The sequence below is a fragment of the Enterococcus plantarum genome (assembly GCF_001730295.1).
Lineage (GTDB): Bacteria > Bacillota > Bacilli > Lactobacillales > Enterococcaceae > Enterococcus_L > Enterococcus_L plantarum.
This window is the reverse complement of sequence record NZ_MIKA01000034.1, coordinates 41,792-66,776: the sequence shown is the minus strand read 5'-3', so window position 1 is coordinate 66,776 and position 24,985 is coordinate 41,792. Positions and strand designations below refer to the sequence as shown.

22 protein-coding genes, 1 tRNA gene, 1 other RNA gene and 3 pseudogenes are annotated in these 24,985 nt (G+C 35.9%); 7 read left to right on the top strand and 20 right to left on the bottom strand.

Annotated features, from left to right (window positions below; all coding sequences use genetic code 11):
- Positions 1 to 139: 139 nt before the first annotated feature.
- Positions 140 to 970, top strand: a complete 831-nt coding sequence (locus BCR22_RS10105) for an SDR family oxidoreductase (protein ID WP_069654782.1) — start codon at positions 140 to 142, stop codon at positions 968 to 970.
- 86 nt (positions 971 to 1,056) lie between these two features.
- Here the strand turns inward: BCR22_RS10105 and BCR22_RS10100 are convergent, their stop codons facing one another.
- The 5 genes and pseudogenes from BCR22_RS10100 to BCR22_RS10085 all read right to left on the bottom strand — a co-directional run bounded on the left by BCR22_RS10100 (position 1,057) and on the right by BCR22_RS10085 (position 4,748).
- Positions 1,057 to 1,425 (bottom strand): nuclear transport factor 2 family protein, encoded by a 369-nt coding sequence (locus BCR22_RS10100; protein ID WP_069654781.1) that lies wholly within the window; start codon positions 1,423 to 1,425, stop codon positions 1,057 to 1,059.
- A 62-nt stretch (positions 1,426 to 1,487) separates the two neighbouring features.
- Positions 1,488 to 2,030 (bottom strand): annotated as a pseudogene (locus BCR22_RS15865) (aldo/keto reductase).
- Between the two features lie 8 nt (positions 2,031 to 2,038).
- The gene (locus tag BCR22_RS15860; RefSeq protein WP_276205061.1) at positions 2,039 to 2,452 is read right to left on the bottom strand and encodes an aldo/keto reductase; all 414 of its coding nucleotides are present in this window, start codon (positions 2,450 to 2,452) and stop codon (positions 2,039 to 2,041) included.
- Positions 2,453 to 2,487: 35 nt separating this feature from the next.
- Positions 2,488 to 3,333: an aldo/keto reductase gene (locus BCR22_RS10090; protein ID WP_069654780.1), complete on the bottom strand. Its 846-nt coding sequence runs from the start codon at positions 3,331 to 3,333 to the stop codon at positions 2,488 to 2,490.
- 263 nt (positions 3,334 to 3,596) lie between these two features.
- Positions 3,597 to 4,748 carry a hydroxymethylglutaryl-CoA synthase gene (locus tag BCR22_RS10085; protein ID WP_069654779.1) on the bottom strand — a complete coding sequence of 384 codons (1,152 nt, stop codon included), beginning with the start codon at positions 4,746 to 4,748 and terminating at the stop codon, positions 3,597 to 3,599.
- Between the two features lie 184 nt (positions 4,749 to 4,932).
- Here BCR22_RS10085 and BCR22_RS10080 point away from each other — a divergent pair, with 184 nt between their 5' ends.
- The 3 genes from BCR22_RS10080 (at position 4,933) to BCR22_RS10070 (ending at position 10,005) form a co-directional block, all read left to right on the top strand.
- Complete coding sequence (locus tag BCR22_RS10080) at positions 4,933 to 7,350, top strand: hydroxymethylglutaryl-CoA reductase, degradative (protein ID WP_069654778.1); 2,418 nt, start codon at positions 4,933 to 4,935, stop codon at positions 7,348 to 7,350.
- A 1,078-nt stretch (positions 7,351 to 8,428) separates the two neighbouring features.
- Complete coding sequence (locus tag BCR22_RS10075; protein WP_069654777.1) at positions 8,429 to 8,647, top strand: DUF378 domain-containing protein; 219 nt, start codon at positions 8,429 to 8,431, stop codon at positions 8,645 to 8,647.
- 359 nt (positions 8,648 to 9,006) lie between these two features.
- On the top strand, positions 9,007 to 10,005 hold the full coding sequence (locus BCR22_RS10070) for an IS30 family transposase (protein ID WP_069654776.1): 999 nt from the start codon (positions 9,007 to 9,009) through the stop codon (positions 10,003 to 10,005).
- 70 nt (positions 10,006 to 10,075) lie between these two features.
- Here the strand turns inward: BCR22_RS10070 and BCR22_RS10065 are convergent, their stop codons facing one another.
- Complete coding sequence (locus BCR22_RS10065) at positions 10,076 to 10,558, bottom strand: GNAT family N-acetyltransferase (RefSeq protein WP_069654775.1); 483 nt, start codon at positions 10,556 to 10,558, stop codon at positions 10,076 to 10,078.
- Between the two features lie 618 nt (positions 10,559 to 11,176).
- On the opposite strand from BCR22_RS10065, the gene BCR22_RS15755 reads away from it, so the two are divergent.
- On the top strand, positions 11,177 to 11,608 hold the full coding sequence (locus BCR22_RS15755) for a hypothetical protein (protein WP_240485875.1): 432 nt from the start codon (positions 11,177 to 11,179) through the stop codon (positions 11,606 to 11,608).
- A 129-nt stretch (positions 11,609 to 11,737) separates the two neighbouring features.
- On the opposite strand, the gene BCR22_RS10050 is transcribed toward BCR22_RS15755, so the two are convergent.
- The 7 genes and pseudogenes from BCR22_RS10050 to BCR22_RS10020 form a co-directional block, all read right to left on the bottom strand.
- The gene (locus BCR22_RS10050) at positions 11,738 to 12,115 is read right to left on the bottom strand and encodes a YxeA family protein (RefSeq protein ID WP_069654773.1); all 378 of its coding nucleotides are present in this window, start codon (positions 12,113 to 12,115) and stop codon (positions 11,738 to 11,740) included.
- Positions 12,116 to 12,485: 370 nt separating this feature from the next.
- Positions 12,486 to 12,562, bottom strand: a tRNA-OTHER gene (locus BCR22_RS10045).
- A gap of 86 nt (positions 12,563 to 12,648) precedes the next feature.
- Positions 12,649 to 12,747 (bottom strand): annotated as a pseudogene (locus tag BCR22_RS10040) (cold-shock protein); the annotation flags it as partial.
- Positions 12,748 to 13,030: 283 nt separating this feature from the next.
- Positions 13,031 to 13,378 carry a 50S ribosomal protein L19 gene (gene rplS / locus BCR22_RS10035; protein WP_069654772.1) on the bottom strand — a complete coding sequence of 116 codons (348 nt, stop codon included), beginning with the start codon at positions 13,376 to 13,378 and terminating at the stop codon, positions 13,031 to 13,033.
- 144 nt (positions 13,379 to 13,522) lie between these two features.
- Entirely contained in the window at positions 13,523 to 14,272 is a 750-nt protein-coding gene (trmD, locus tag BCR22_RS10030) for a tRNA (guanosine(37)-N1)-methyltransferase TrmD (protein WP_167351527.1), read from the bottom strand.
- Positions 14,262 to 14,786 carry a ribosome maturation factor RimM gene (rimM, locus tag BCR22_RS10025; protein WP_069654770.1) on the bottom strand — a complete coding sequence of 175 codons (525 nt, stop codon included), beginning with the start codon at positions 14,784 to 14,786 and terminating at the stop codon, positions 14,262 to 14,264. The genes trmD and rimM overlap by 11 nt, the downstream gene beginning before the upstream one ends.
- Positions 14,787 to 14,902: 116 nt before the next feature.
- Positions 14,903 to 16,270 carry an Nramp family divalent metal transporter gene (locus BCR22_RS10020; RefSeq protein WP_069654769.1) on the bottom strand — a complete coding sequence of 456 codons (1,368 nt, stop codon included), beginning with the start codon at positions 16,268 to 16,270 and terminating at the stop codon, positions 14,903 to 14,905.
- A gap of 603 nt (positions 16,271 to 16,873) precedes the next feature.
- Between BCR22_RS10020 and BCR22_RS10015 the strand changes: the two are divergent.
- Both BCR22_RS10015 and BCR22_RS10010 read left to right on the top strand, forming a co-directional pair.
- Positions 16,874 to 17,263: pseudogene (locus BCR22_RS10015) on the top strand (TVP38/TMEM64 family protein); the annotation flags it as partial.
- Between the two features lie 90 nt (positions 17,264 to 17,353).
- Positions 17,354 to 19,156: a glycerophosphoryl diester phosphodiesterase membrane domain-containing protein gene (locus tag BCR22_RS10010; RefSeq protein ID WP_069654768.1), complete on the top strand. Its 1,803-nt coding sequence runs from the start codon at positions 17,354 to 17,356 to the stop codon at positions 19,154 to 19,156.
- A gap of 55 nt (positions 19,157 to 19,211) precedes the next feature.
- Here the strand turns inward: BCR22_RS10010 and nth are convergent, their stop codons facing one another.
- The 7 genes from nth to BCR22_RS09975 all read right to left on the bottom strand — a co-directional run bounded on the left by nth (position 19,212) and on the right by BCR22_RS09975 (position 24,930).
- Positions 19,212 to 19,859, bottom strand: a complete 648-nt coding sequence (gene nth / locus BCR22_RS10005) for an endonuclease III (protein WP_069654767.1) — start codon at positions 19,857 to 19,859, stop codon at positions 19,212 to 19,214.
- Between the two features lie 11 nt (positions 19,860 to 19,870).
- On the bottom strand, positions 19,871 to 20,587 hold the full coding sequence (locus BCR22_RS10000) for a DnaD domain protein (protein ID WP_069654766.1): 717 nt from the start codon (positions 20,585 to 20,587) through the stop codon (positions 19,871 to 19,873).
- A 36-nt stretch (positions 20,588 to 20,623) separates the two neighbouring features.
- On the bottom strand, positions 20,624 to 22,123 hold the full coding sequence (locus tag BCR22_RS09995; protein WP_069654765.1) for a carboxypeptidase M32: 1,500 nt from the start codon (positions 22,121 to 22,123) through the stop codon (positions 20,624 to 20,626).
- A 10-nt stretch (positions 22,124 to 22,133) separates the two neighbouring features.
- Positions 22,134 to 23,297 carry a THUMP domain-containing class I SAM-dependent RNA methyltransferase gene (locus BCR22_RS09990; protein WP_069654764.1) on the bottom strand — a complete coding sequence of 388 codons (1,164 nt, stop codon included), beginning with the start codon at positions 23,295 to 23,297 and terminating at the stop codon, positions 22,134 to 22,136.
- Positions 23,298 to 23,424: 127 nt separating this feature from the next.
- Positions 23,425 to 23,839, bottom strand: an RNA gene (gene rnpB, locus BCR22_RS09985) — RNase P RNA component class B.
- 23 nt (positions 23,840 to 23,862) lie between these two features.
- Complete coding sequence (gpsB, locus tag BCR22_RS09980) at positions 23,863 to 24,294, bottom strand: cell division regulator GpsB (protein ID WP_069654763.1); 432 nt, start codon at positions 24,292 to 24,294, stop codon at positions 23,863 to 23,865.
- A gap of 96 nt (positions 24,295 to 24,390) precedes the next feature.
- A complete protein-coding gene (locus BCR22_RS09975; protein ID WP_069654762.1) occupies positions 24,391 to 24,930 on the bottom strand; it encodes an SLOG family protein in 540 nt (179 codons plus the stop codon).
- Positions 24,931 to 24,985: the final 55 nt, after the last annotated feature.

Here is a 24,985-nt window from a genome sequence, read left to right as displayed (position 1 = left end):
TCCTCTAGCCATTCCTTAACTCGTCTACTTCTTTTTCATTATAAAACAAATTTAGCCTCTTTTACAAACTTTCTTATTGACTTAGAGTGCACTTAAAGAGATAAACTAGCCTCAGAATGAACAATTGGAGGAATGCAATATGAAAAAACAAACTTGGCTAATTACTGGTGTCAGTAGTGGATTTGGCTTAGAATTAACAAAGCAATTATTGGCGAATGGACAAACTGTTATCGGGACGGTACGCAAGGATACAACTGTGCAAGAATTAATGGCACAATATCCAGAAACCTTTGATCGAGAATTTTTAGATGTAACCGATGCAACTGGTATCAAAACCTTGGTAGATAAAGTTTATGAAAAATATGGCGCAATCGATGTGCTGGTAAATAATGCTGGCTACGGATTATTTGGAGCGGCGGAAGAATTAACCGATCAAGATGTAGCTAAAATTATCGCAACCAATTTAACAGGCTCTATTCAAATGATACGTGCTGTGACTCCATTTATGCGTGAACAAAAAGCTGGACGCATCATTCAAATTTCTTCATATGGCGGACAAGTCGCTTTTGCTGGAAATTCTATGTATCATGCAACTAAATGGGGAATTGAAGGCTTTTGCGAGTCTATCGCTCAAGAATTGGCACCATTTAATATTGGCGTAACGATTGTTGAACCTGGTGGTGCACGTACAGAATTCCGCTATGGCAGTGCACAAGTTGCTGAGTTGATGCCTGAATATGACAATAATCCAGCGCATGCCTTTTTAGCTATGTTAGACCCAGCAAATGGATTGGCCGCTGGTGATCCAGAAAGAATGGCAACAAGAATTATTGAAAGTGCGGCGATTGAACCTGCTCCATTACGGATGGTTTTAGGATCACAAGCCTTGGATAGTACAATTCAAACCTTGGAAAAACGAGTGGCAGATTTTAAAAAGCAAACTGAATTGGCCGCTTCGACTGATTTTTAATTACTCGGATACATTGAATGATAGAATAAGAAAAGTCAGAAATGTCATTTTCAGAACGTTTCTGACTTACTTTTAGTACATTTCTATTAATACATGCTTGCCTCTTGCCGAACAATCACCCAGGCTCCTGCTTTTTTCTCAAAAATCATTTTCATTTCTAAATTCCATGTGTTTCGTGAGCCATAAATTCGCGCATCTACTTTGTTTTGTCCAATAAAGCTTGCATGATTTCCCTCAATTTGTATCTCTTTGATTGCCTCTTCTTCTGATAAAAAATAACGCATTTGTTCACTCTCAATTTGCTCTAACCATTCTTGCTTTGTTTGGTCATATCCGGTCATATGAATCAAATGCATGTCATCAGATAAAATCTTTTTTAATATTGGTAAATCCTTCTCAACCATTGCTTGATTTTCTTGACGATATATTCTAATGATTTGTTGCTTATCATCCATAGACTTTCTGACATCCTTCCTTCGCTATTATGAAAAAACAAAAATTCGTGGAAGCTGCAATGTTAAAAATGAGTCTCGTCAATCGTCATTTCAGCTAATGCTTGATTAATTTGAAGACGCTCTTCATTTGTTATTAGGATATTCATCGCACCAAGATTTTCTTTTAATCGATGTATTTTCGTAGTACCTGGAATAGGAACAATAAAGTCGCGTTGCGCCAATTCCCAAGCTAAAACAATTTATGCTGATGTGGCTCTTTTACTTGCCGCAATATCAGTTAAAAGATCTAAGACTACCTGATTTTTTTCCATTACCTCAGGTTTAAAACGCCCCATAAAGCTACGGAAATCGCCTTCCTCATACTTGGTTTCTTTAGCATACTTACCACTCAAAAAACCATTTCCTAAAGGGCTATAAGCTACAAAGCCAATCCCTAATTCTTCACAAATTTTAAACATCTCTGCTTCAGGTTCTCGCCAAATCATTGAATACTGGTTTTCTATCGCTGTGATTGGACTCACTGCATGGGCTTTTCTTACATAATTTTCTGGTGCATTAGACAAGCCCCAGTGTAGAATTTTTCCTTCTTTGATTAATTGATTCATTGTTTCTGCTACATCTTCTGGAGCGACGTTTGGATCAATTCGATGCTCTGATAATACAAATCGATATAATCTGTCTGCAAACGGCGCAGTGACCCTTCTACCTGCAGACGAATTGATTCTGGTCGGCTATCTACAATATTTTCTAAACTGTTCCCAATCCTTTGTTGCCCGGTAATCCCAAATTTTGTTGCAATGACCACTTGATTGCGAATTTTCTTGGTTGCTTGCCCTAACACTTTTTCATTCTCTTCACCATAAACAACTGCTGTATCAAAAAAATTCCCGCCTAGTTCAACCGATTCTTGAATCAAACGAATCATCTCAGCTCGATCTGCTGGTTTACCATAAGCATGATCCATTCCCATCAAGCCTAAACCAATCGCTGATACTTCAAGATTTTTACCTAAAATTCTTTTTTTCATCAGATAGCCTCCTTAATTAGAAAAAAGTGTTTCGATTATCTTGCTAATCCTGTTAAAAATTTCACTGTTTCAGGATCATAATGAGAGAAGAATAAACTTTCCTTTTGGTTTAATTTTAAGATTTCGTTCATATCGTCCTCTGTTAATGCAAAGTCAAATACATCAACGTTTTGTTCCATACGGTTTTTATTGACCGTTTTGGGAATAACGACCACTCCTCGTTGAATTAAATAGCGCAATGCCACTTGTGCAGCTGATTTATTGTACTTTTCACCCACTGCTTTTAATGTTGGATTATGAAAGAAATCATTTTTTCCTTCTGCAAAAGGACCCCAAGATTCAATTTGAGTATTGTATTCCTTCATGATTGCTTGTGGTTCAATTTGTTGGTTAAATACATGTGTTTCCACTTGATTGACCATTGGTGTGATTTCACTGAATTCTGCAAGATCAATAAAACGATCCGAATAAAAATTACTTACACCGATTGCACGCAATTTCCCTGCTTTATAATATTCTTCCATTGCTCGATATGTGCCATAATAATCATTAAATGGTTGATGAATCAGCAAAAGATCAATATAATCGGTTTGTAATAGCTTCAAAGATTCTTCAATAGAAGCTTTCGCTTTTTCATACCCAGCATTTGTGATCCAAACCTTTGTTGTGATAAAAAATTCTTCACGAGGCAAGCCACTTTTTTTAACTGCTTGCCCCACAGCCGCTTCGTTTCCATAAGCTTGGGCTGTATCAATCAAGCGATATCCTATTTGAATCGCTTCACTGACAACTCGTTCGCATTCTGCTAAGTCAGGTACTTGATAAACACCAAATCCTAAAATCGGCATTTCAACACCATTTGATAAAGTAACTGTTTCCATAATTGTATTCCTCCTAGTAAAAATAACCTTGTGATACGCTATTCTCTTTTCTACATTTTTAAATTACCACTTAGAGTTCACTTCAAGTCAAGCATATTATGCTTTAAAAATAATAATGATCAAGGTTATAAATCTTTTGTAAGGTACAAAAAAGCTGCAACACATCCACTATAGGAATGATGTTACAGCTTGAATTTATAAAAGTATAATACTTTATTAGTATCCTTAAGATGCCTAAAAAGCATCTTTACTATTTTTGTACGTTAATTTTCTTTATATGCTCTAACCGTATTTGAAATAGAAGCGATACTATACAGAAGTGAATCATCATACTCACTATCCGCATCTGTATCCAAAGTATCTTTAAACATCTTTTCATACTCAACAATGGATAATCCTTTTCGTTCCGCTAACTGCTTTTGATGAAGATCAGTGAATAAATACTTTTGGTATCCTTCAACTAAATTACCGCTAAAGAATTCTGCAACAGTGCCTGAACCATAACTGAATAAGCCGATTTGTTCTCCTGCATTCAATTGAGCGTTCTCTAATAACGAAATCAATCCAAGATACAACGAACCAGTGTAAAGATTACCTATTTGTCTACTATAGACAATACTTGCTTCATATTTTTTTAAAATTCGTTCTTGCTCTTCTGACGACTCATTTTCTAAAGCTGCCAACAACGCTTTTTTTCCCATTTTCGTGTACGGGATATGGAAAGCTAACGCTGCAAAATCAGCAGTTGTTTTCTTATGTCGAAGCTGATATTCTTCCCAAATCTTTTGAAATGCTTGGATATACGTTTCATTAGATAATTGCCCATCTACCATTGGATAATCATGTCCAACTGGACGCCAAAAATCATAGATATCTTGCGTTAGCGCCACACTATCATCATTTACTACGATTATTCTTGGGTCAGCTGAAACGAGCATGGCTACTGCTCCAGCACCTTGTGTTGGCTCACCGCCAGAAGCTAATCCGTATTTTGCGATATCAGAAGCAACAACCAACACTTTGCTTTCTGGATGCGTTTTAATATGTGCGAGTGCATATTGTAATGCCGCTGTTCCTGCGTAGCAAGCCTCTTTTACCTCAAAAGCACGAGCAAATGGTTGGATCCCTAACAATCGATGTAAGACCACTGCAGAAGCTTTTGACTCATCAATACCAGATTCAGTCCCGACAATCACCATATCGATTTTCTTTTTATCTTCATCGGATAAAATATTCTTTGCGGCATTTGCAGCAAAGGTCACGATATCTTGAGTCTTTTTATTAACAGCCATTTTATCCTGCCCAATTCCGATATGGAATTTATTCGGGTCCACCTCTCTTGCTAGTGCCAAATCGGTCATGTCCACATAAAATGGTGGGACAAAAAAACTAATTTTATCTATGCCAACGTTCATTCTATATCTCCTCTATTATTATTCTCTTTCATTACATACTATAATTTATCATATTTTCGAGTAAGATTGGTAGAAATAAGAATAATTTAAAATTTGTTAAAGAATTTCAGAAGTTTTTTTAATCTGATTTATAGAGTATTATTTTTTCACAAAGCATGGTATATTTCATATTGGAGGTGACGTCGTGGAAATCGTAATTATCGACGCCTTGAGAACACCTATAGGTAAGTATCGAGGGCAATTAAAATCATTATCAGCAGTGGAGCTGGGAACAGCTGTTACAAAAGAGTTAATAAAAAGAAATGCACCAATAGCTGAACATATAAACCAAGTAGTTTTTGGTAACGTATTACAAGCAGGAAATGGACAAAATCCTGCAAGACAAATTGCACTCAATAGCGGATTAGGCTTTGACGTACCCGCTTTCACCGTTAATGAAGTGTGTGGATCAGGTCTAAAAGCAATCAGCTTAGCCAAACAAGCGATTCAATTAGGTCACGCTGAAGTTGTTATAGCTGGTGGAACCGAGAGTATGACAACTGCTCCTGCCATCACATACAAAGAAGAGGATACTTATTCAAAACCCGTTCCAACTATGATGGTAGACGGTTTAACCGATGCATTTAGCGGAAAAGCGATGGGATTGACAGCGGAAAATGTTGCTGAACAGTTTTCTATCACTCGTAAGATGCAAGATACCTTCGCAACTCGATCACAAATGAAAGCGGCTAAAGCCCAGACAGAAGGAAAGTTTGTGAATGAAATCGTTCCTCTTTCTATCGATGACACTATTTTTGAATACGATGAAGGTGTCCGAAAAGAGACTACTGTCGAAAAATTAAGTACATTAAAAACAGTTTTTAAAGAAGATGGCTCTGTCACAGCAGGTAACGCATCAACCATCAACGATGCAGCTTCAGCCATGATATTAGCGTCAAAATCGTTCGCTGAAGAACATCAAATCCCTTACCTCGCTATTGTTAGAGATGTTACAGAAGTTGGGATCGATCCAAGCATAATGGGCATATCCCCTATTAAAGCCATCCAAACCTTATTGAAACGCAATGATTTAACGATTGAAGACATTGATTTATTTGAAATCAACGAAGCTTTCGCCGCCTCTTCCATTGTTGTTCAAAATGAATTGGACATTCCCGAAGAAAAACTCAATATATGGGGCGGTGGTATTAGTTTAGGCCATCCGATTGGTGCTTCTGGGACTCGAATCGTAACCACTTTAACATACCAATTAGAAGATAAGGATGCTAAGTACGGTGTTGCTTCTCTCTGTGTTGGTGGTGGTCTTGGACTTGCTATACTAATAGAACGCCCACAAAAAAGAGAAACTGATAAAAAGTTTTATCAACTATCAAAAGAAGAACGCTTATTGTTTTTACAAGACATGGGTCATCTTTCTTCAGATAGCAGACAAGAATTGGAAAACGTATCTTTAGATGCAGATACTGCAAATCACTTGATTGAAAATCAAATCAGTGAAATGGCTTTGCCGATGGGAATTGTTCCAGAAATTTTAGTGAATAATAAAACCTATCAAGTTCCGATGGCAACAGAGGAACCTTCGGTTATTGCTGCATGCAGCAATGGTGCTAAAATGATTCGAAATTCTGGAAGTATTCAAAGCGAATTAACCGAAGGCCTTTTGCGTGGGCAAATCGTTTTTATGAATGTTACAGAGCCTGCGTTGTTAGAAGAAAACATCAACCAGCTTTCAGATGAGATTTTCAAACAAGCTGAAAAAAGTTATCCCTCTATCGTAAAACGAGGCGGGGGTTTAAAAAGAATTCAAATTCGTCATTTCCCAGAAGACACTAACTTTGTATCGGTAGATTTACTCGTTGATACGAAAGACGCTATGGGCGCTAATATCCTGAATTCCATTTTAGAAGGGGTCGCAGATTTATTCCGTCAACGGTTAGAAAATGAACAATTATTTAGTATTTTAAGCAATTATGCAACGGAATCTATTGTCACAGCGACGTGTGACATTTCATTTGCTAGTTTAAGTAAGACAGGTGATTTAGAAGCTGGCAGATTCGTTGCAGAAAGAATTGTGGCAGCTTCTCGATTTGCCCAATTAGATCCCTATCGTGCTGCCACACACAATAAAGGCATTATGAATGGTATCGAAGCTGTAGTTTTAGCAACTGGTAATGATACTCGCGCAGTAGCCGCCGCAGCACATGCTTATGCCTCTACAAATGGCTATCACGGATTAAGTCGATGGAAACTGACTGAGCATGGCTTAAAAGGCGAAATAGAATTCCCCTTAGCGATTGGAACTGTTGGTGGTGCTATTAGTGTTTTACCAAAAGCCCAAGCTGCTTTAGAAATTTTAAATGTCGCAGATGCAAAAGAATTGACTGAAGTTATCGCAGCTGTTGGGTTAGCACAAAACTTGGCTGCCTTACGCGCTTTAGTCTCAGAAGGCATCCAACAAGGTCATATGTCTTTACAAGCTCGTTCTTTGGCTATGTCCGTTGGCGCAAAAGGTCCAGAAGTAGACATCATCGCAGAAAAGCTAAAAACTGGCTTGATGAATCAAGAGAAAGCTTTGGCATTTCTATTAGAATTGAGACAATAATAGAGCAAACAAAAATAAACCGAAACCAGGAACTGATCTTCTTAAGCTCCTTGTTTCGGTATTTATAGTTGCCTTGTCATCATCAAAACATCTAAAAATACTACCTTACTGTTAAACAATATGCCTTCTTACCTTCTATTCTCTCTCCCATTAGAATTTACTTTGTCGAAACCCCTAATTTTTGCTAATTTTTATTTTAAGCTGTTACAATTAGTTTTGAGGTGAGAAGTGTGATTTTATCAATAATTTTCTTTACTTTAGGTATCTTATCATTCATTAAGTACAAAACAACAAGGGAGAAATTATATCTATATATTGCTTTATCTTACTTTATTTTTTCACTCGTCATAGGGTTTATCGTTCATCGTTTTTTTGTTTAGCTACCTTATAACGGATGATAAATGCAAAGAATAGATGAATGTGTCTAATATAATATTAAAAAATAAAAAGACAAAACAATAAAGCTCCTGATAAACAAGGGATTCATTGGTATTTACTAACACGTTTTCAACAACGATTTTCTTTAATACGGGCTGCTTTACCATATAATACACGTAAGTTTTAAAGTGTATTTGCATCATATGTCAACAATAAAAAAAGGGGAAGTATTGTCATCATACTTCTCATTTATATCCACTACTCTGGATTATTGAATAAGCTTCCTCTGCTACGAAAAATAGCTTTTGGCGGAACCGATCCTCTATTTGGCACTTTAGCTGGAGTTAAGATAGCTCCTTTCGTTTCAACCTTAAGCTATGTATGCCAAACTACATAGCTACTACTAGTTTTATCTGCAATGTCATGCTAGATGTTAGAACTTTGTAAAACTTGTGAGATTCCTATATCAACTAATCCTTACCTTAAGTGGCCCCAAACTTTTTTTATCTCAGGCCTCTGAAGTACTTTTTCTTTATCTACAAACCATCCCATCAAAAAAGATTATTTAAACGAAAAAAACACCTAAAACATACTATCATATTAATTAAATTTTTCAAAAAGATAATTCTCATGAGCATTGTATATGAAAAATTCTTCCTTATGACTTATACTTAAAAATATTAAAGAAGGAGGAATACTTATGAAAGCTTTAGACTCAGTTGCATTAGCATTAGTTATCGTTGGGGGATTGAATTGGTTATTGGTCGGACTCTTTGAATTTGATTTAGTAGCTGCAATCTTTGGTGGACCAACTACTATCCTTGCTAAAATTGTGTATGTATTAGTAGGTCTATCTGCGATTTATTGTTTAAAATTATTTCCACTGATTGCTAATAAAGATAAAGTAGATACAATGTAAATAATCGTTAATCTGCAGCAGCTACCGAAAAAGGTGGTTGCTTTTTCTTTTTCAGAAAATAAAAAATCTCATCTCAAAAAATACGAGGATACTTTAGAATTTGTTCATCTCGTGGGTAGTTTGAAGAGTATTACGGAGTTGTATGCGTTCTACGTCTTGTTTGTTTTAATCTCGTCAAACTGCTCTTTTACTTGTTCTGCCTCTTCTAATATTTCTTCTGTTATAGCTTCTTTAAACTTTTGTTGTAAAATATCTTATTCTACTAGAATGTATAATTTAAGTGCAACACTAAAAGTGGAAGGTGAAAAAGCCTGCTATAATGGTGTTGACGAATTATATCTACTAGGAGGTATTCAGCTATGACTTCATACACACACCTTACTATACGTGAGCGGGAAATGATCTTTCTCTATCATGGTTTTGGATTTACTATTCGTAGAATTGGGCGCTTGATCAAAAGAAGTCCGTCAACTGTTATGAGGGAACTTAAAAGGAATACTACAAAGTTTAGAACATATTCTCCTTCTCTAGCACAAAAATCGTATCATAAGAACAAGCAGAAATGCAGGAGAAAGAGAATTTTGGATCAGTCACCTTATAAAGAAATTATTCGCAAACTACTTTTTGAGGAACAATGGTCTCCAGAACAGATAGCGAATAGAATTAACTTAGAGAATAATGAATCTATTGTCAGTTATCCTACTATTTACCGCTCTATTTACGATGGTCTATTTGATGAAGGGTTCTCTGCAAGTAGTCCTGGGGCACGAAAAATGTTAAGACGAAAAGGAAGGAAATCAGTGAATAAAAGAATTGGAGATCGACGTGGGCGGTTTACTGATGTGAAAACGATACACGAACGTCCAACAAAAGCTGAGACTAGAGAGGAGCTTGGGCACTGGGAAGCGGATACTGTGTTAGGACACAGAGGAAAATCATGTCTTGTAACCTTAGTTGATCGAAAGTCTCGCTTTTTACTAGCAGGTAGAATTGCTAAAAATGATTCAATTTGTGTAAGGGATATGATTGTAAAATTATTATCTCCTCTAAACAAGAAGCAACGTAAAACCATTACACCAGATAGAGGGCCCGAATTTGCAAAGTACAAATATTTCAGTAGAGTATGCGGTGTTGATTGCTACTTTGCAGACCCTTGGTCTCCATGGCAGCGCGGGACAAATGAGAATACAAATGGATTAATACGTGAATACCTACCAAAGCGTACTGATATGGCTCCTGTTTCAGAGAAATATATTGAATCTATGATTATTAAATTAAACAATAGACCCAGAAAGTGTTTGGATTGGCAAACACCTTATGAAATATTTTACGAGATATCTTCAACTTTGATTGACTGATCTTAATCATGAATGTAAATCAATTAAGGAGCAAGTAAGTTTCCCTTGCTCCTTAGTTCATAGTACATTCTTATTCTAAATCAATATAATAAAGTAGTATATCTTCATACTCTCCAGAAATATTTCTATAAGATTTTGGAACTTTACCTATTTTAATAAATCCAAGCTTTTCATACAATTGGATAGCGTATTGATTTGTTGTAACGACAGCATTAAACTGTAGTATCTTATATTTCAGTATTTTTGAGGTCTCAATAGAATGTAAAACTAACCGTTCTCCAATCTTGTTCCCTCTAGCACTTTCTTTGACAGCGTAGGAAGCATTGGCGACATGGTCAAGTCTTCCTATTGAGTTAGGGTGCAAAATATAAACCCCAACTACTTCAGAATTGATTATAGCAACCCCAGTAAAGTCTTGGCTTTCAAAAAAGGGTTTTGCTTCCGTTACTGTTAAAGTGTTTTCTTGCGGAAAATACACACCTGAGGTAATCGCATCATTCCAGACGCTAGTAATATCTTTCAAATATTTATCGTTGTATTCTTCAATAATCATGTTCTCTTCCTCCGTTAATTTATATTTGTTTTAACGAAAGAATGGAACATCACATTCATACAATGGTGAATAAAGCATAATTATCCTCCTTTAATTTAAAAATTATTGTTACATATAAAGTTACTTTAACATAATAATACTAATAACAATCTCATAATGCAAAAAACAATTATTAAAAATCCTTTTTCTGAAGGATATATTAAATGTTGCGCTTAATTAGACAATTCTAGCAGACAAAGAGAACAAAAGTTCGTATAATGTTCTCAAGGTGATGATAATGAGATATGTAAAAACTGTACATCTTAACGAGCATATACGACCAGCTCAATATTGTTACTCGTTTCATCTTATTCCCTTTAGGAAGTTACCCTCTAAGCGAATAAACATAGAAGGAACTGTTTACAATTTTTGGTCTTTTCCTCCTGTAAAGAAACGAGATTACCTTGTAGCATTTCTGTTAGAAAAAATTGATCACTTCATAGTCTTTGAATACATCTATCCGAATCAGTATTCGCTACTATCTACTAGCAAAGTCTACAAGTTAACTGACTTTAAAATGGAAACTAGAAAAATTGATTATCCATTCGATGATTGGTTACTAAAAAAGAGGGGAAAGAGATGAACATAATAGACAAGTGTGAAGCAGGATTATTATCTTACGAAGAGTTTCAGTACTATTCACAGTGTAGTGGACAAAAGGGAATAAACGAGGTCGAATTGGATAAGTTTATATTTTACTTATATGTAAGGAAGGTGCACTTTATTAAAAAGAATAGTTATGTAGGTGTAATTGATAAAATTAGAGTAATTAAAATGTTTCCAGATACCAAAATTCGTTTTACACTTCGCTCTTTCGAGAATATCAACTGTATAGTTAGAAAAAAAGAGTTAGCAAATTTAATTTTATTTTTAGATGAAGGCAAATATGAAGTATCTGTTCATGGTTATTACAACAGTAGAAATCATCTGGTTATAGAGAAATTCTTCGTTCGCAATCCTGATAGTTTTATTCGTGAATTTGTCTTAAAATCATTAAAATCAATTGCATAAAATAATTTTCTCCCCTCCTTGCGTATATTATCGTAAGGTTAATTTTTATATGAATCAGTTAGGTTTGTCAGGATTTTCCCGAACACAATAAAAGACCCTCGGAAACGCTAGGGTCTTTTCACTTAAATTTTAGTTATCGAGTTCTTCTCTCACTTTGTTCGGAACTTCATTTTCCGAAATTTGAGTTGGACTATTTACTCTTTCTTTGCTTATTTCTGCTTTAATGTATGCCCCTGATTCAAATGGTTTTGGGTTTTTCCCGAACAACTCAAAATCCATCTCTTGTTTGTCTCCGTTTTCTTTCACGAATGTGACATTGTACTTATAAGAGTAGGTATCTTTTACCTTTTTACCATCAATATCCAGAGTGTCTGAAATTTCAGGAACATCCGTTGGGACCTTCGCATACGCTACCGTAGTATTATATGTTTGGTTGTAGTAATCAAAAGCAAAGTAACCAATAGCGCATAATGCAATAAGACCAATCAATCCAAGTATTTTATTCATAATGATTCACCTCATATAATTTAATTTAGTATAGTTTAACACTACGGAAACAATTTTAACCATGTATTCTTCTAACAATTTTGTAACTTTATTCTATAAATAGCTTCACTATAGGTGTATCAAATTATAAATTCTTTTCACAAAAAAACCGCCTTGTTAGAGACGGCATACTGAATCACTCTTGCAAAGTGGACAGGCATATAATACCAACTAATAGTACAACTTAATAGCAGTTTTTCATCAAATATAAAATGCCCCCGATCGCATGGACGGCATTTTACAAGGAGTATTCATAATACCACTTTATTAGAATATGATTAGTATATACTAATAAGTTTGGCTGTGCAAAGCATATACTCACTTACTATAATGTACCTTGCAGAACTCGAACCTGCGACCGGACGGTTATGATGAGCCGTCTGCTCTGACCAACTGAGCTAAGGGTACGAAAACCGCCCAATAAATGGGCAGCTGATGATTGTAAGAAAACATAGATGGGTGTTCTTGGTTAGTATATATGGTTTTCAGTGTGGGATTACTGAAAAATGTGCAAATATGTTATTACCAGCTTCACCAGTGATGAAACCAAAACCTTTGTCTGAGTTAAACCTTTTTACTGTCCCTTTATTCATATACGTTTACTCCTAATATGAATATGATGCGTTTTTTTGTAATTTATAGCATCTAGCAAAAGAAGTTTTACAGTGTGAATATATTACTCAAATTAGATTGTTTTTTTATGCAACACGAGTACAACGGTAAAATAAAAAAGGGCTCATAGCCCCTTGCCCCTTTTTTGCCCCCTTTTGCTTTTGGAAAAATATATTTTAAAATCCAAACAACACTTAAGAAAACGAGCAAAAAAATAAAACCCCTTGATAAACAAGGGGTTCACTGTTAATTAATAACAAGTTTTTAACGACGAATTTCTTTAATACGAGCTGCTTTACCATGTAATGCACGTAAGTAATAAAGTTTCGCACGACGAACTTTACCATAGCGAACTACTTCGATTTGAGCAACACGTGGTGTGTGTAATGGGAAAGTACGTTCCACACCAACACCGTTTGAAATTTTACGTACTGTATAAGTTTCGCTGATACCAGCGCCGCGGCGTCCGATAACAACTCCTTCAAATAATTGGATACGTTCGCGTGTTCCTTCAACTACTTTCGCATGTACGCGAACAGTGTCTCCAGGACGAAACGCAGGGATATCCGTACGTAATTGTTCTTGTGTTAATTCTTGAATTAATTGATTCATTCTTTTTTCTCCTCATTCCAAACATTCTTATGGCCTATGCCACAGCGGAATATCGTAATAGTTGAGCGCTTTGCACTCACTGAAATAGTTTAACATAGCTCATCTAAGCTGTAAAGGAATTTTTCTTTAAAGATGGTTCGATTTCTATTCACGTGCGGACTTTTCTTCCTTGATGATTTCTGCAAGGAATTTTTTCATTTCATCGTCAAATTCAAGAGTTTCCAGCATATCTGGACGTCTTAAATACGTTCTACGCAATGATTCTTTCAATTGCCATTCCGCAATCAATTTATGATTGCCATTCGTTAGGACTTCTGGCACGTTCATTCCATTAAATTCAGCTGGACGTGTGTATTGTGGATGTTCCAACAATCCTGTTGAATGAGAATCTGTTTGCGCAGATAATTTATTTCCTAAAACATCTGGAAGTAAACGAACAGTTGCATCGATCATGACCATTGCACCTAATTCTCCACCAGTTAAAACATAATCTCCTAATGAAACTTCGTCCGTAACAAGAGAACGAATCCGCTCATCGTACCCTTCATAATGGCCGCAAATAAAAATTAAATGCTCCTCTTCGGAAAACTCTTCCGCCATTTTTTGGTCAAAACGTTTCCCCGCTGGATCTAGCAAGATCACACGTTTTTTAATTTCTGGTGATGCCTCTTCGATTCTTCTTAAGTTGTCAAAAATTGGTTGAACTTTTAGCAGCATTCCTGCTCCACCACCATAAGGATAATCGTCAACCGACTGATGCTTATTATCAGAATGATCACGGAAATTAGAAACATTGATTTCCAGTAAATTTTTCTCTACAGCTTTTCCAATGATTGATTCCCCCATCGGACCTTCAAACATTCGTGGAAAAAGCGTTAACACATCAATTTTCATCATCAATCAAACCTTCTGGAATTTCTACACGAACGACTCCTTCTTCAATATCAACAGACTTAACAACAGATTCGATATAAGGAATCAATGCATCTTTTTTCTTCGGTCTTTGAACAACCCAGACATCATTTGCTCCTGGTGAAAGAATTTCTTTGATTTTACCAAGTTCTTCATCGTTTTCATCGATAACCGTCAACCCAATGATTTCGTGATAATAAAATTCATCTCCTGGTAAATCCTTCAAACCATCTTTTGACACTTTTAGTATCCCATCACGATATTTCTCAACATCGTTGATAGAAAAATGATCTTCAAATGTTACAATATCAAAATTTTTATGTTTTCTGTGCGTTTTGATCGTTAATTCAATTGGTGCCTTTTTTTCTTGAAATAATGTCAAAACTGATCCTTTTTTATAGCGTAGTTCTGGAAAATCCGTTTGGGAAATTATTCGTACTTCGCCTTTTAAGCCTTGAGTATTGACGATTTTTCCAACATTTAAATATTCAGTCACTTAAAACCCTCATTTCAAAATTTTAGTCTTGTTCATTCTACCATTTCTGCAAACCAAATTCTATTATATATGCAAAAAGAAAGCCACCCCAATAAGAATCGCTTTCTTTTTCTATTCTAAGCATTTACTCCTGTTAACGTTCCGTAAATCAAGAATAAGTTCAATGCTGTCAAGATAATCGCAATGATCCAAGCCAAAACTTTGACCCACATTGGGTTAGCGAATCGGCCCATGATTTTTTTATCACTTGTATACATCGTTAAAGGAATGATTGAGATTGGCAAAGCTATACTTAAAAATACTTGAGTATATAACAGTAAATCTTCTACCGCTGATTCACTGCCGCCATAAAGAATCACACAGATAATTACCGGTACGATCGCAATCAAACGTGTTACGACTCTACGCATCCACAGCGGCATTTTTAAGTGAATAAACCCTTCCATAACGATCTGACCAGAAAGTGTCCCAGTTATCGTTGAATTCTGACCAGATGCAAGCAATGCTACGGCAAACAGAATACTCAAAACAGGGCTCGCAATGTTTCCAACAATATTAGGGTTCTTCAACGCATCATACAGGTCCACAAACTTACCCAAATCACTATTTGTCCCGTAAAACAATGCACCACCTAAAATCAACAACAAACAATTGACAATAAATGCAACCGTTAATTGGATATTGGAATCCCAAATTGTAAAACGGATGGCTTTTGCTTTTGCTTTATCATCATTACGATCGAATTTTCTTGCTTGTGCAATAGATGAATGCAAATATAAATTATGGGGCATTACAGTTGCTCCAACGATTCCTAGTGCTAAAAATAGCATCGATTTGTCACTAGCTATTCTAGTATCAGGAATAAAACCACGCAGGACTTCACCAATGTTTGGATCAGCTAATGCAACTTCATACGCAAACACAAAAAAGATAATGGCAATCAAACACGCTACGATCGCTTCGATTTTTCTAAAACCTAATTTCGTCAACAGCAACAATAAAAGGACATCAAACGTCGTAATCAATACACCGATCAATAATGGGAAACCAAATAATAATTGTAAAGCAACAGCGCCACCAATTACCTCCGCAATGTCTGTTGCCATAATTGCAAGTTCAGTAATGATCCATAAAACAAATCCTGTCTTTTTGCTTGTTTGTTCTCTAGTCGCTTGAGCCAAATCTCTTCCCGTTACGATACCTAATTTAGCTGCCATACTTTGAAGCAACATAGCAATCAAGCTAGATAATAAGATGACACTCAGTAATGCATATTTATATTCCGCACCACCAGCAATCGATGTGATCCAATTCCCGGGATCCATATATCCGACCGCTACCAGAGCCCCAGGTCCACTATAAGCCATCAATGTTCGCCAAAAATTAGCATTTTTCGGTACATCAACAGTATTATTGATCTCCTCTAAACTAGGCCCATTTGCATAGTCCAATAACTTCTCTGCTTCATTTTTTTCTTTCTTCATCCTTAATCCTTCTTCCAACTATAAATCATCAGGTTTATACTATTATATTTTTAGGCATACCTTAATCTTTAAAACAATTATAATCCTCTCATTGTTTCTTGTAAATAGGAATCACTTAGTAATTTTCTCATTTAGGGCTAAAGTAGGATGTTTTCCATAATAATTCTTTGTATAATACACATAATAAGTTCCTTCTTACAACTTTGTTCGTGAAATTTGCTAAGTAACAATGGTAAAATAATTCAAAGACTTTTATACTATAAATAATTAATTTAACAAAATATTTGTTAGTCTCTAGAAAAAAATAAGCTATTGTCCATGACAACCTTGTTTTCTAATTGTTCTACGAGATTAAACGAGCCATTACGCTTATAAACTAAGGAGATGATAGACATGAGCATCGCGCTTTCAAGAAAAATTATTAACTGCATTTCAATCGTGGGAATTATAGCAACGATTGCTGTGACCATTTATTTTATACGATTAGGTGTTTTTAAAGATGTAGACGCATTGAGAGGATTAGTCGGTGACTCTGTTATCTTAGGTCCTATATTGTTTATGTTGATCCAGATCATTCAGGTCGTTATTCCAATTATACCAGGCGGTATCAGTTGCGCTGCCGGTGTTCTTATTTTCGGACCATTTGCTGGCTTTATCTATAACTATGTCGGAATCGCAATTGGGTCTGTGATTATTTTCCTTTTAGGTCGTCAATACGGAAAACCATTTATTTTAAGTTTAGTCAGTGATAAGACATACAATAAATATATTGGCTGGTTAGACAATGAGAAACGCTTTGAACGTCTCTTTGCTTTAGCTATTTTCCTACCGATTGCGCCGGATGATGCGCTTTGTTTAATGGCCGGTTTGACAAAAATGTCCTTAAAGAAATTTACATTGATCATCATCTTAGCAAAACCCGTCTCAATCTTCTTGTATAGTTTAGCATTGATATACGGTGGGACATTCTTAAACGGTTTATTAGGCTTTTAAAGCATAAAAATATATAATAAAAACAGAGTTGGGATAGGATGCAACAGTATCCTATCTTCTTTTATTCGTTTTGTAGGGGTGGAATAAACAATGAAATACTTAAAAAATAGTTTTAAAAACATGATTGATTTTTTTGCGGGTACCTCAGCATATTTTCGAGATGTCTTGTTGATGCACGGGTTTATGCTCTTTGTGTTACTCCCTCTTTTAGCTAGTTCGACTCGATTTATATTGAGACAAGGGAAGATTGATTATCTATCTTATGATACGATTCAACTGATATTTTTAAAGCATCCTGGTGTCTTGATTGCATTGATTCTTGTATTACTGGCAATCGTGATTGCAGTCTTCTTCGAATTTACTTTTTTACTCTTGAGCATTTTTTTTATCAAGAAAAAAGAACCCATTTCTCTAACCAATTTACTTAAAGGTACGATTCTTCAACTTAAGAAAATTCGCTTTAGTACAATTCTTTTTTTCCTGTTCTATTTCTTCTTAGTGTTACCACTTAGTGGATTAGGATTCAACTCGGATCTACTGGCAAAAATAAAAATTCCAGCCTTTATCATGGACTTTATTTTCGCCAATCGTGTCACGATTATTGCATTAGTTGGTCTAGGTTATTTACTTTTCTTCTATCTTTCAATTCGTTTGATTTTTGCATTACCTGAAATGATTTTAAGAGATGTTCCCTTTCGTCAAGCTGTTAAAGAAAGTTGGCGCTCAACTAAACATCACTTTTTTAGGATTCTAGGACAATTTATTATAATCGGTGGAAGTATTCTTGTCGTTTTCGTTCTTAGTTATACCGTGATTCTAAGTGTACAGGCTATTATCGAGATGGCTATTCCTGATTATGCGCTAGTTAGTGCGGTGATTGCTATGACGCTTTTACAATTTATTTTACTTCTTAATATTGTCTTTTCGACAGTAGGGATTTTCTATATCACCATTGATTACATGGATGATGAAGGCTTTTTACCCGAGCTACCACAGTGGTTTTACGATCAGCCCAAACAACCAAAGAAAGAATGGACTGTTTTCAAAATTGGTTCATTTGCTTTTATAGCAGCTTTGTTCGGCATTGGTGTTGGTACTTATAATACGAATTATTTAAGTAATCCTTCCGTAACCGAACCGCTAACAATCTCTCACCGCGGTGTTGATGCAGAAAATGGTGTTCAAAATACATTGCCCTCTCTTGAAAAAACAAGTTTAGAGCATCCTACCTATGTCGAGATGGATATACAAGAAACCAAAGACAAACAATTTGTCGTCATGCATGATTTTAATTTAAAAAAACTTACTGGTGTTGATAAAAGACCAAATCAGCTAACCTTAGATGAATTAACTAAGTTAATAGCGAAAGAGAATGGCATGGAAGCAAACGTTTGCTCCTTTGATGACTATCTCGAAAAAGCAAAGGAACTCAACCAAAAATTACTGATTGAGATCAAAACAACACCACAAGATAGTCCAGATCTCGTTAAACGATTTATCAAAAAATATCGGAAAGTAATTCTAACGGAAAAACACATTCTCCATACTTTGACTTTTGATACAGCAACACAATTAAAAGAACAAGAACCCGAATTTTACGTTGGTTATATTTTGCCTTTCAATATTGTTGGACCACCCATATCTAATGTAGATTTCTTCACGATGGAATATACTACTTTAAATCGTAACTTTATTAACGCAGCTCATAATGATGGGAAAAAAGTCTATGCTTGGACCGTTAATGATGAAGATACGATGACGCGAATGATGTTTTATGGTGTAGATGGGATTGTTACAGATGAACTGAAATTACTGAATGAAACGATTAAAGTTGATTTAGATGAGCTTACTTATTCAGATAAATTATTCCATTTCGTTGTTGGAATTGGTTAAAATAACATAAATAAATAGAGTACCGTAAACTAATTATCCGTTTACGGTACTCTATTTATTTTGTGTTCATTCTTGTTTTCCCCTCTTGGCACATATACAAAAGCGGACAACTATCGCATTTAGGATTTCGTGCTAAACAGTGATAACGACCGAAAAAAATCATTGTATGATGGGTTTTGACCCATAATTCTTTAGGAATTTTTCTCATCAATGTTCGCTCGACTTCCATCACATTGGCATCTAACTTGCAAATACGTAAACGCTTTGACACTCGTTCTACATGCGTATCAACCGCGATAGCTGGTTCACCAAAAGCATCTCCCATCACCACATTAGCCGTTTTACGACCAACACCGGGTAATGAAACTAGCTCTTCACGTGATTCAGGTACTTTTCCGTCAAACTGATCCAGTAATTGGACAGCACACGCTTTAATATTCTTTGCTTTATTTCGATATAACCCGATCGTTTTGATTTTTTGAATGATATCTTCTAATGGTGCTGTTGCAAGTTCCTCTGGTGTTGGATATGCGGCAAATAGTGCAGGTGTTGCTTTATTCACAGAAACATCTGTTGCCTGTGCACTTAAAATAACAGCAATCAATAGTTGAAATGGGCTTTTATGGGTCAGCTCACATGCAGCATCTGGGAACATATCGTACATGATTTCTATTGCTTCCATCGTTTTTTCTTTAGAAAGCATTTATCTACCTCCTATTCACTATCTTCCGGATTAAGCCAATTATGAAGTGTCACTTTAGGAATTGGCTCATTTTGGGTCCCCTGTTGCTCGATTTCCTTTTGAATCAACACTTGCTTCCGACGTTTTTGATCTTCCGCTACTTGCTCTTTCGTCGTAATATTTTTACGTTCCCAAGCCAACAAGATCCGATCGATATATTTTAAACTATACGCTTGATTTAACACTGCTTCTCTTAACGCTAGTCTGATAAGTTCAGGTTTATAATGATCTGTTTCTAACCACTGACCAATCATCTCCAGTTCTATTGGAGATAGTTGGCGACCAAACTCTTTTTCAAACCCTTGATAAAGTTGTTTGATTGTTTCTTCTGACGTCACTTCTTTTTCTTTTTCAGTTAGCTTTTGTTGCAAAAGATCAATTTTTTCGAAAATTGGGAATAAATCATACGTATCCATCATCTGACCTTGATCATTTTGTTTCGTTTCAATAACCAAAAAACCACGCGTTACAAGCTCATTCATCAATTTATAAATAACATCGATAGGTTTCCCCATCATTTGACTGATTTCAATTAAATCTGGAAATAAATCACCTTTTGATTGGGAACGGAACAACTGCAACCAAAATAAAAATTCTTCGTCTGTTAAACCAATTTTTTGATAATTCTCAATAACTAAATTGGAAACAGTCGTTTCACCGGCCTTCAGGTATTCGTTGATTGATAACATAACTGCTCCCTCGTTTCTGTTGCTTGCTAAAAATAGTTATTCATTTATTTTATAAACATCATAATAAATTGATTTCATATAGTCGATCAAGTATTGCGGATTCAACGCTTCACCTGTTGCATCTAAAATCAATTGATTTGGCTTTCTTGATGCGCCATATTGATGAATATGCTCTGTCAACCAGTTTTTGATCGATGAATAATCATCACTCGCTAACACCGCATCTACATCCATTTCTTGCCCCATTGCGTGGCGTAACTGAGCAGCGTACATGTAGCCTAAAGCGTATGATGGGAAATAACCAAAACTGCCACCAGACCAATGAACATCCTGTACGATTCCTTCTAAATCATTCTCTGGTCGGATCCCTAAATATTCCTCATATTTGTCATTCCAAATTTGAGGTAGATCATCAACTGAAACGCCCTCATTAAAAATCATTTTCTCAATTTCATAACGAATAATAATATGAAGTGGATACGTTAAACTATCTGCTTCAATTCGTACCAAGCTCGCTTTGGTCTCTTTTAAGGAATTATAAAAAGTATCAAAATCAATGTCGTCAAAAGTACCCTCTGTGCATTCTTTAAAAAACGAAAATTGTTTTTGCCAAAATTGTTTATTGCTCCCGATAATAATTTCATTAAACAACGATTGAGATTCGTGAATCCCCATAGAAGCTCCTGTAGAAAGTGGCGTATAATCATATTTAGGGTCGATACTTTGCTCATAAATCCCATGACCTGCTTCATGAATGACCCCAAAAGTTGCCATTGAAAAATTGGTCTCATCCCAACGTGTAGTGATCCGTGCATCGTTACGATTTAAATCCAACATAAATGGATGAACCGTATCGTCTAAACGACCACGAGAAAAGTCATAGCCTAATTGCTCTGCCACTCCTATAACAAAAGTTCGTTGTTGCTCTTTCGTAACACGTCTAGATAAAAAGTCCGTACGAGGTACAGTCCCTTTTTCAGCTAATGTAGCTCTGATTTCCAAGATTCCAGTTTTTACTTGATCAAAAATCTGATCTAATTTTTCAACTGTCAATCCAGGTTCGTATTGATTCAATAAAACATCATAATTCGTTGCTTCCTCTTTTTTCCAATAAGGAATAAACTCCTTTAGGAAATCGATGATCGCTTGAATTTCGTTTTTCATCTCAGCAAAATCTTTTACGTTTCTGGCTTTCAACCAAGCTGTGTGAGCATTTGTTAATGCTGTATTGTACGCCTGCATCCGCTCAGCTGGTATACTATGGTTGAGTTCGTAATCTTCTTTGATCTTCTTATAAACAGCTAATCCAACCTCTGATAACTCATCTGAATGTGTGTCAAAATAGGCAAGAGCTTCTTGAACTTTCGGGCCCACACTGCGCTCAAATGACATACCCGATAAATAACCGACAGCTTCTCCTCTGAATTCACTGCTCGCTTCTGGCATACCAGTTTGACTATCCCATTCTAATAAACCTAAAGCTGCGTTTAACAACTCAACTTCTTTGATTTCTTGTAAAAATTCTTGTTCTTTCATGTCTCTTCACCTACTCTTCCCTTGGTTTTCTCGGTGGTCTTTCACCCCAGTATTGGAACAAATCAGTACGTAATGCACCATTGTATAACTTTCTTTTCTTCGTCGCTCTTGCACCGTAATATTGTTCAAACGTCAAATCACTCGTTAAAATATATTTGCTCCATGTTTTTAGTGGGCGGAATACTTCGCCCATTTCTTTATACAACTTACGTACAGATTCCTCTTCACCTAAACGCTCTCCATAAGGTGGATTCGCAACCATCACGCCATATTCTTTTTCCGTTGTAAAATCACGTAATGCTAACTGTTTAAACGTAATAGAATCGCCTAACCCGATTTCTTCTGCATTTGCTTTAGCGATTTCAATCATTTTTCCGTTGATATCAGATCCCATAATGTCTAATTCGACATCGTAATCTGCCTTTTCATCAGCTTCTTTGCGAACTTTTTCAAAAACAGCGGAATCAAACCAATCCCAAGTTTCACAGACAAACTCACGGTTAAAACCTGGTGCAATATTATGACCAATCAAAGCGGCCTCAATACAAATCGTACCCGAGCCACAAACAGGATCAAAAAACGGACGATCTTTGCGCCAATTCGTTAACATCACTAAAGCCGCTGCCATATTTTCTTTTAATGGTGCCCCACCTTTTTCAATACGATAACCTCGTTTAAATAAACTTGGTCCAGTTGTATCGATCGTTACCGTTACATGATCTTTTAAAAGAGCAACTTCTAATTGAAAAAAGGCACCAGTTTCAGCTAAAGGCACTGTTGCTGGGCGATGATACACTTCTCTTAAACGATTAACGATTGCTTTTTTAGTGATTGATTGACAGTCTGGTGTGCTGTATAATTTAGATTTAATTGATTTTCCAGCCACAGGAAATTCTGCATCCATTGGCAAATAATCTTCCCAAGGCAACGCTTTGACTTTTTCAAATAATTCATCGAAGCTAAACGCATCAAATTCACCAACAATGATTTTGATGCGATCTGCTGTTCTAAGCCATAAGTTAGCCGTAGCGATTGTTTCCATTGTCCCTTCAAATAAAGCCTTACCATTTTCTACTTCACAAGGAATACCTAAATCTCTTAATTCTTTGCCTACTAATGCTTCTAAACCACTTGCAGCTGTTGCGACAAGTTTAAATGTTTTTTCTTTTGTCATTATATCTCCTCTTGTTCTTGTTATCGTTAAGAACTGCTCGTTACTCTATAATAAAACTTTGTTTGTCTCTTACTTTAAAAAAAGCCTTCACAACAAAGTTGGAAGGTCATCCTGAATACTTGTAATTTTCTGTAAGCCATGTTCTGTATCGAATGCCTCTCAGGGAAAGACACTCGACGGTCATCATCTATCTGCAGAAATCAATCTGCCTCTTCTACTCGTTCATTTCCTTTAGAAGAGTGCCCCTACCATTGTTTGGGTTGCTCGCTCGAGGGGTTTACCGCGTTCCACCAATTCCGTTTCCAAAATTGCTTCGTCACTGTGGCACTTTCAAGGGTACTTTGACATAGCCGAAACCTTAGTCATTTTTCCTGCCGTTACTTTAAAAAGTAAAATCAGCTCGTTTAAAAACTTGCAGACCTTACTAAATCAAGTACCTTAGCTTATGATTTCGCTAAGCACGAACACTACAGACATCTCAGTCTGTGCGAGCATGGACTTTCCTCAGCTTGAATAAATTCAAACCGCGATCACCCGAAAATTACAAAAAGTTTGATGCAATTAATTAAAATTGACGTGTTTCTGAGTTGTCTATTTCACGCTCATAAGAATTGTGTAAATTGCTGTCGTACGAATTAGAGTGGCTCATTCCTGAGATAGGATTAGAAACTGGTGTGTCATCCAATTTTTTGCCAAATACTTCGCGCTCTAAGTTTGACAGACGTTTTAGAATATCAAAATTTGTCACAGCTGCACTCTTAGGCATCTCTTGTCCGCCACGCGGTGGCATTGATTGTTGTACTTTAGATGCTTGATCAAGCTTCGCTAATAAACGATTGTTTTCTTCTTGTAATGTTAAAATTTCTTTGTTGTACGCTTCATAATCTTTGATTACGTTATCTAAAAATTCATCAACTTCAACCGGATCATAGCCGCGCATTTTTGTTTTAAATTCTTTTTGTAAAATATCTTTGGGACTGTATACTAAATTTGCCATACTTACACCTCATTATTTTCTTTGATTAGGATAAAAGTTCATAGTTCAACAGCATTATTGTATAGGAAAATCGTCAGAAAATCAAACAGATTCTCACTATTCCATCGAGTTTTGTAAATCATCCATTGTTATCAAGCGTATTTCATAAGGAAATCTTTCAGAAAAAAGTTCAGCATCCTTTAAGAAATACTCCGTTTTACCAGGATATTCTTTATCATAAACTAATAAACTAGCGCCAGAATGTTCCAATAAAAATTGGGTATGCATTTTTAATTGCGCTGGTGATTTATAGGGCTGATGGCTAACTGAATTCACATAATCTGCTAAGACTTCTATTTTTTCTAAATTTCCACGATTTTTCTCATTCCAGTTACTTCCAAAATCTTTAAAAGGATAAATAAGTCCTAATTTCAATTCTGGGTAATCATTTTTCAATTCGGCTACAACTTCTGCTGCCCAAATCTCTGTTCCAAGATTGCCAGAAACTAAAACCCACTCCAATCCAGTGTCCAAATAGCCCATAATTTCCTTTTTTAATACATTTTTAATAACTGTAATTTTAGGGTCATTGTCTTGAAAAGCCCCGATTTCAAAGCTTTTGTAACCAGTCACATAAAGTGTTTTTACGTTTTCCATAGACATTCCTTTTCTTTCATAAAGATTTTTTGTTATAATGTTGGCTAGGAGTGTG

Bases quoted from the DNA above. Each gene is read 5' to 3' on its own strand.
- BCR22_RS10105 (WP_069654782.1), top strand. From the start codon at position 140: ATGAAAAAACAAACTTGGCTAATTACTGGTGTCAGTAGTGGATTTGGC.
- BCR22_RS10100 (WP_069654781.1), bottom strand. From the start codon at position 1,425: ATGGATGATAAGCAACAAATCATTAGAATATATCGTCAAGAAAATCAA.
- BCR22_RS15860 (WP_276205061.1), bottom strand. From the start codon at position 2,452: ATGAAAAAAAGAATTTTAGGTAAAAATCTTGAAGTATCAGCGATTGGT.
- BCR22_RS10090 (WP_069654780.1), bottom strand. From the start codon at position 3,333: ATGGAAACAGTTACTTTATCAAATGGTGTTGAAATGCCGATTTTAGGA.
- BCR22_RS10085 (WP_069654779.1), bottom strand. From the start codon at position 4,748: ATGAACGTTGGCATAGATAAAATTAGTTTTTTTGTCCCACCATTTTAT.
- BCR22_RS10075 (WP_069654777.1), top strand. From the start codon at position 8,429: ATGAAAGCTTTAGACTCAGTTGCATTAGCATTAGTTATCGTTGGGGGA.
- BCR22_RS10070 (WP_069654776.1), top strand. From the start codon at position 9,007: ATGACTTCATACACACACCTTACTATACGTGAGCGGGAAATGATCTTT.
- BCR22_RS10065 (WP_069654775.1), bottom strand. From the start codon at position 10,558: ATGATTATTGAAGAATACAACGATAAATATTTGAAAGATATTACTAGC.
- BCR22_RS15755 (WP_240485875.1), top strand. From the start codon at position 11,177: ATGAACATAATAGACAAGTGTGAAGCAGGATTATTATCTTACGAAGAG.
- BCR22_RS10050 (WP_069654773.1), bottom strand. From the start codon at position 12,115: ATGAATAAAATACTTGGATTGATTGGTCTTATTGCATTATGCGCTATT.
- rplS (WP_069654772.1), bottom strand. From the start codon at position 13,378: ATGAATCAATTAATTCAAGAATTAACACAAGAACAATTACGTACGGAT.
- trmD (WP_167351527.1), bottom strand. From the start codon at position 14,272: ATGAAAATTGATGTGTTAACGCTTTTTCCACGAATGTTTGAAGGTCCG.
- BCR22_RS10020 (WP_069654769.1), bottom strand. From the start codon at position 16,270: ATGAAGAAAGAAAAAAATGAAGCAGAGAAGTTATTGGACTATGCAAAT.
- BCR22_RS10010 (WP_069654768.1), top strand. From the start codon at position 17,354: ATGAAATACTTAAAAAATAGTTTTAAAAACATGATTGATTTTTTTGCG.
- nth (WP_069654767.1), bottom strand. From the start codon at position 19,859: ATGCTTTCTAAAGAAAAAACGATGGAAGCAATAGAAATCATGTACGAT.
- BCR22_RS10000 (WP_069654766.1), bottom strand. From the start codon at position 20,587: ATGTTATCAATCAACGAATACCTGAAGGCCGGTGAAACGACTGTTTCC.
- BCR22_RS09995 (WP_069654765.1), bottom strand. From the start codon at position 22,123: ATGAAAGAACAAGAATTTTTACAAGAAATCAAAGAAGTTGAGTTGTTA.
- BCR22_RS09990 (WP_069654764.1), bottom strand. From the start codon at position 23,297: ATGACAAAAGAAAAAACATTTAAACTTGTCGCAACAGCTGCAAGTGGT.
- gpsB (WP_069654763.1), bottom strand. From the start codon at position 24,294: ATGGCAAATTTAGTATACAGTCCCAAAGATATTTTACAAAAAGAATTT.
- BCR22_RS09975 (WP_069654762.1), bottom strand. From the start codon at position 24,930: ATGGAAAACGTAAAAACACTTTATGTGACTGGTTACAAAAGCTTTGAA.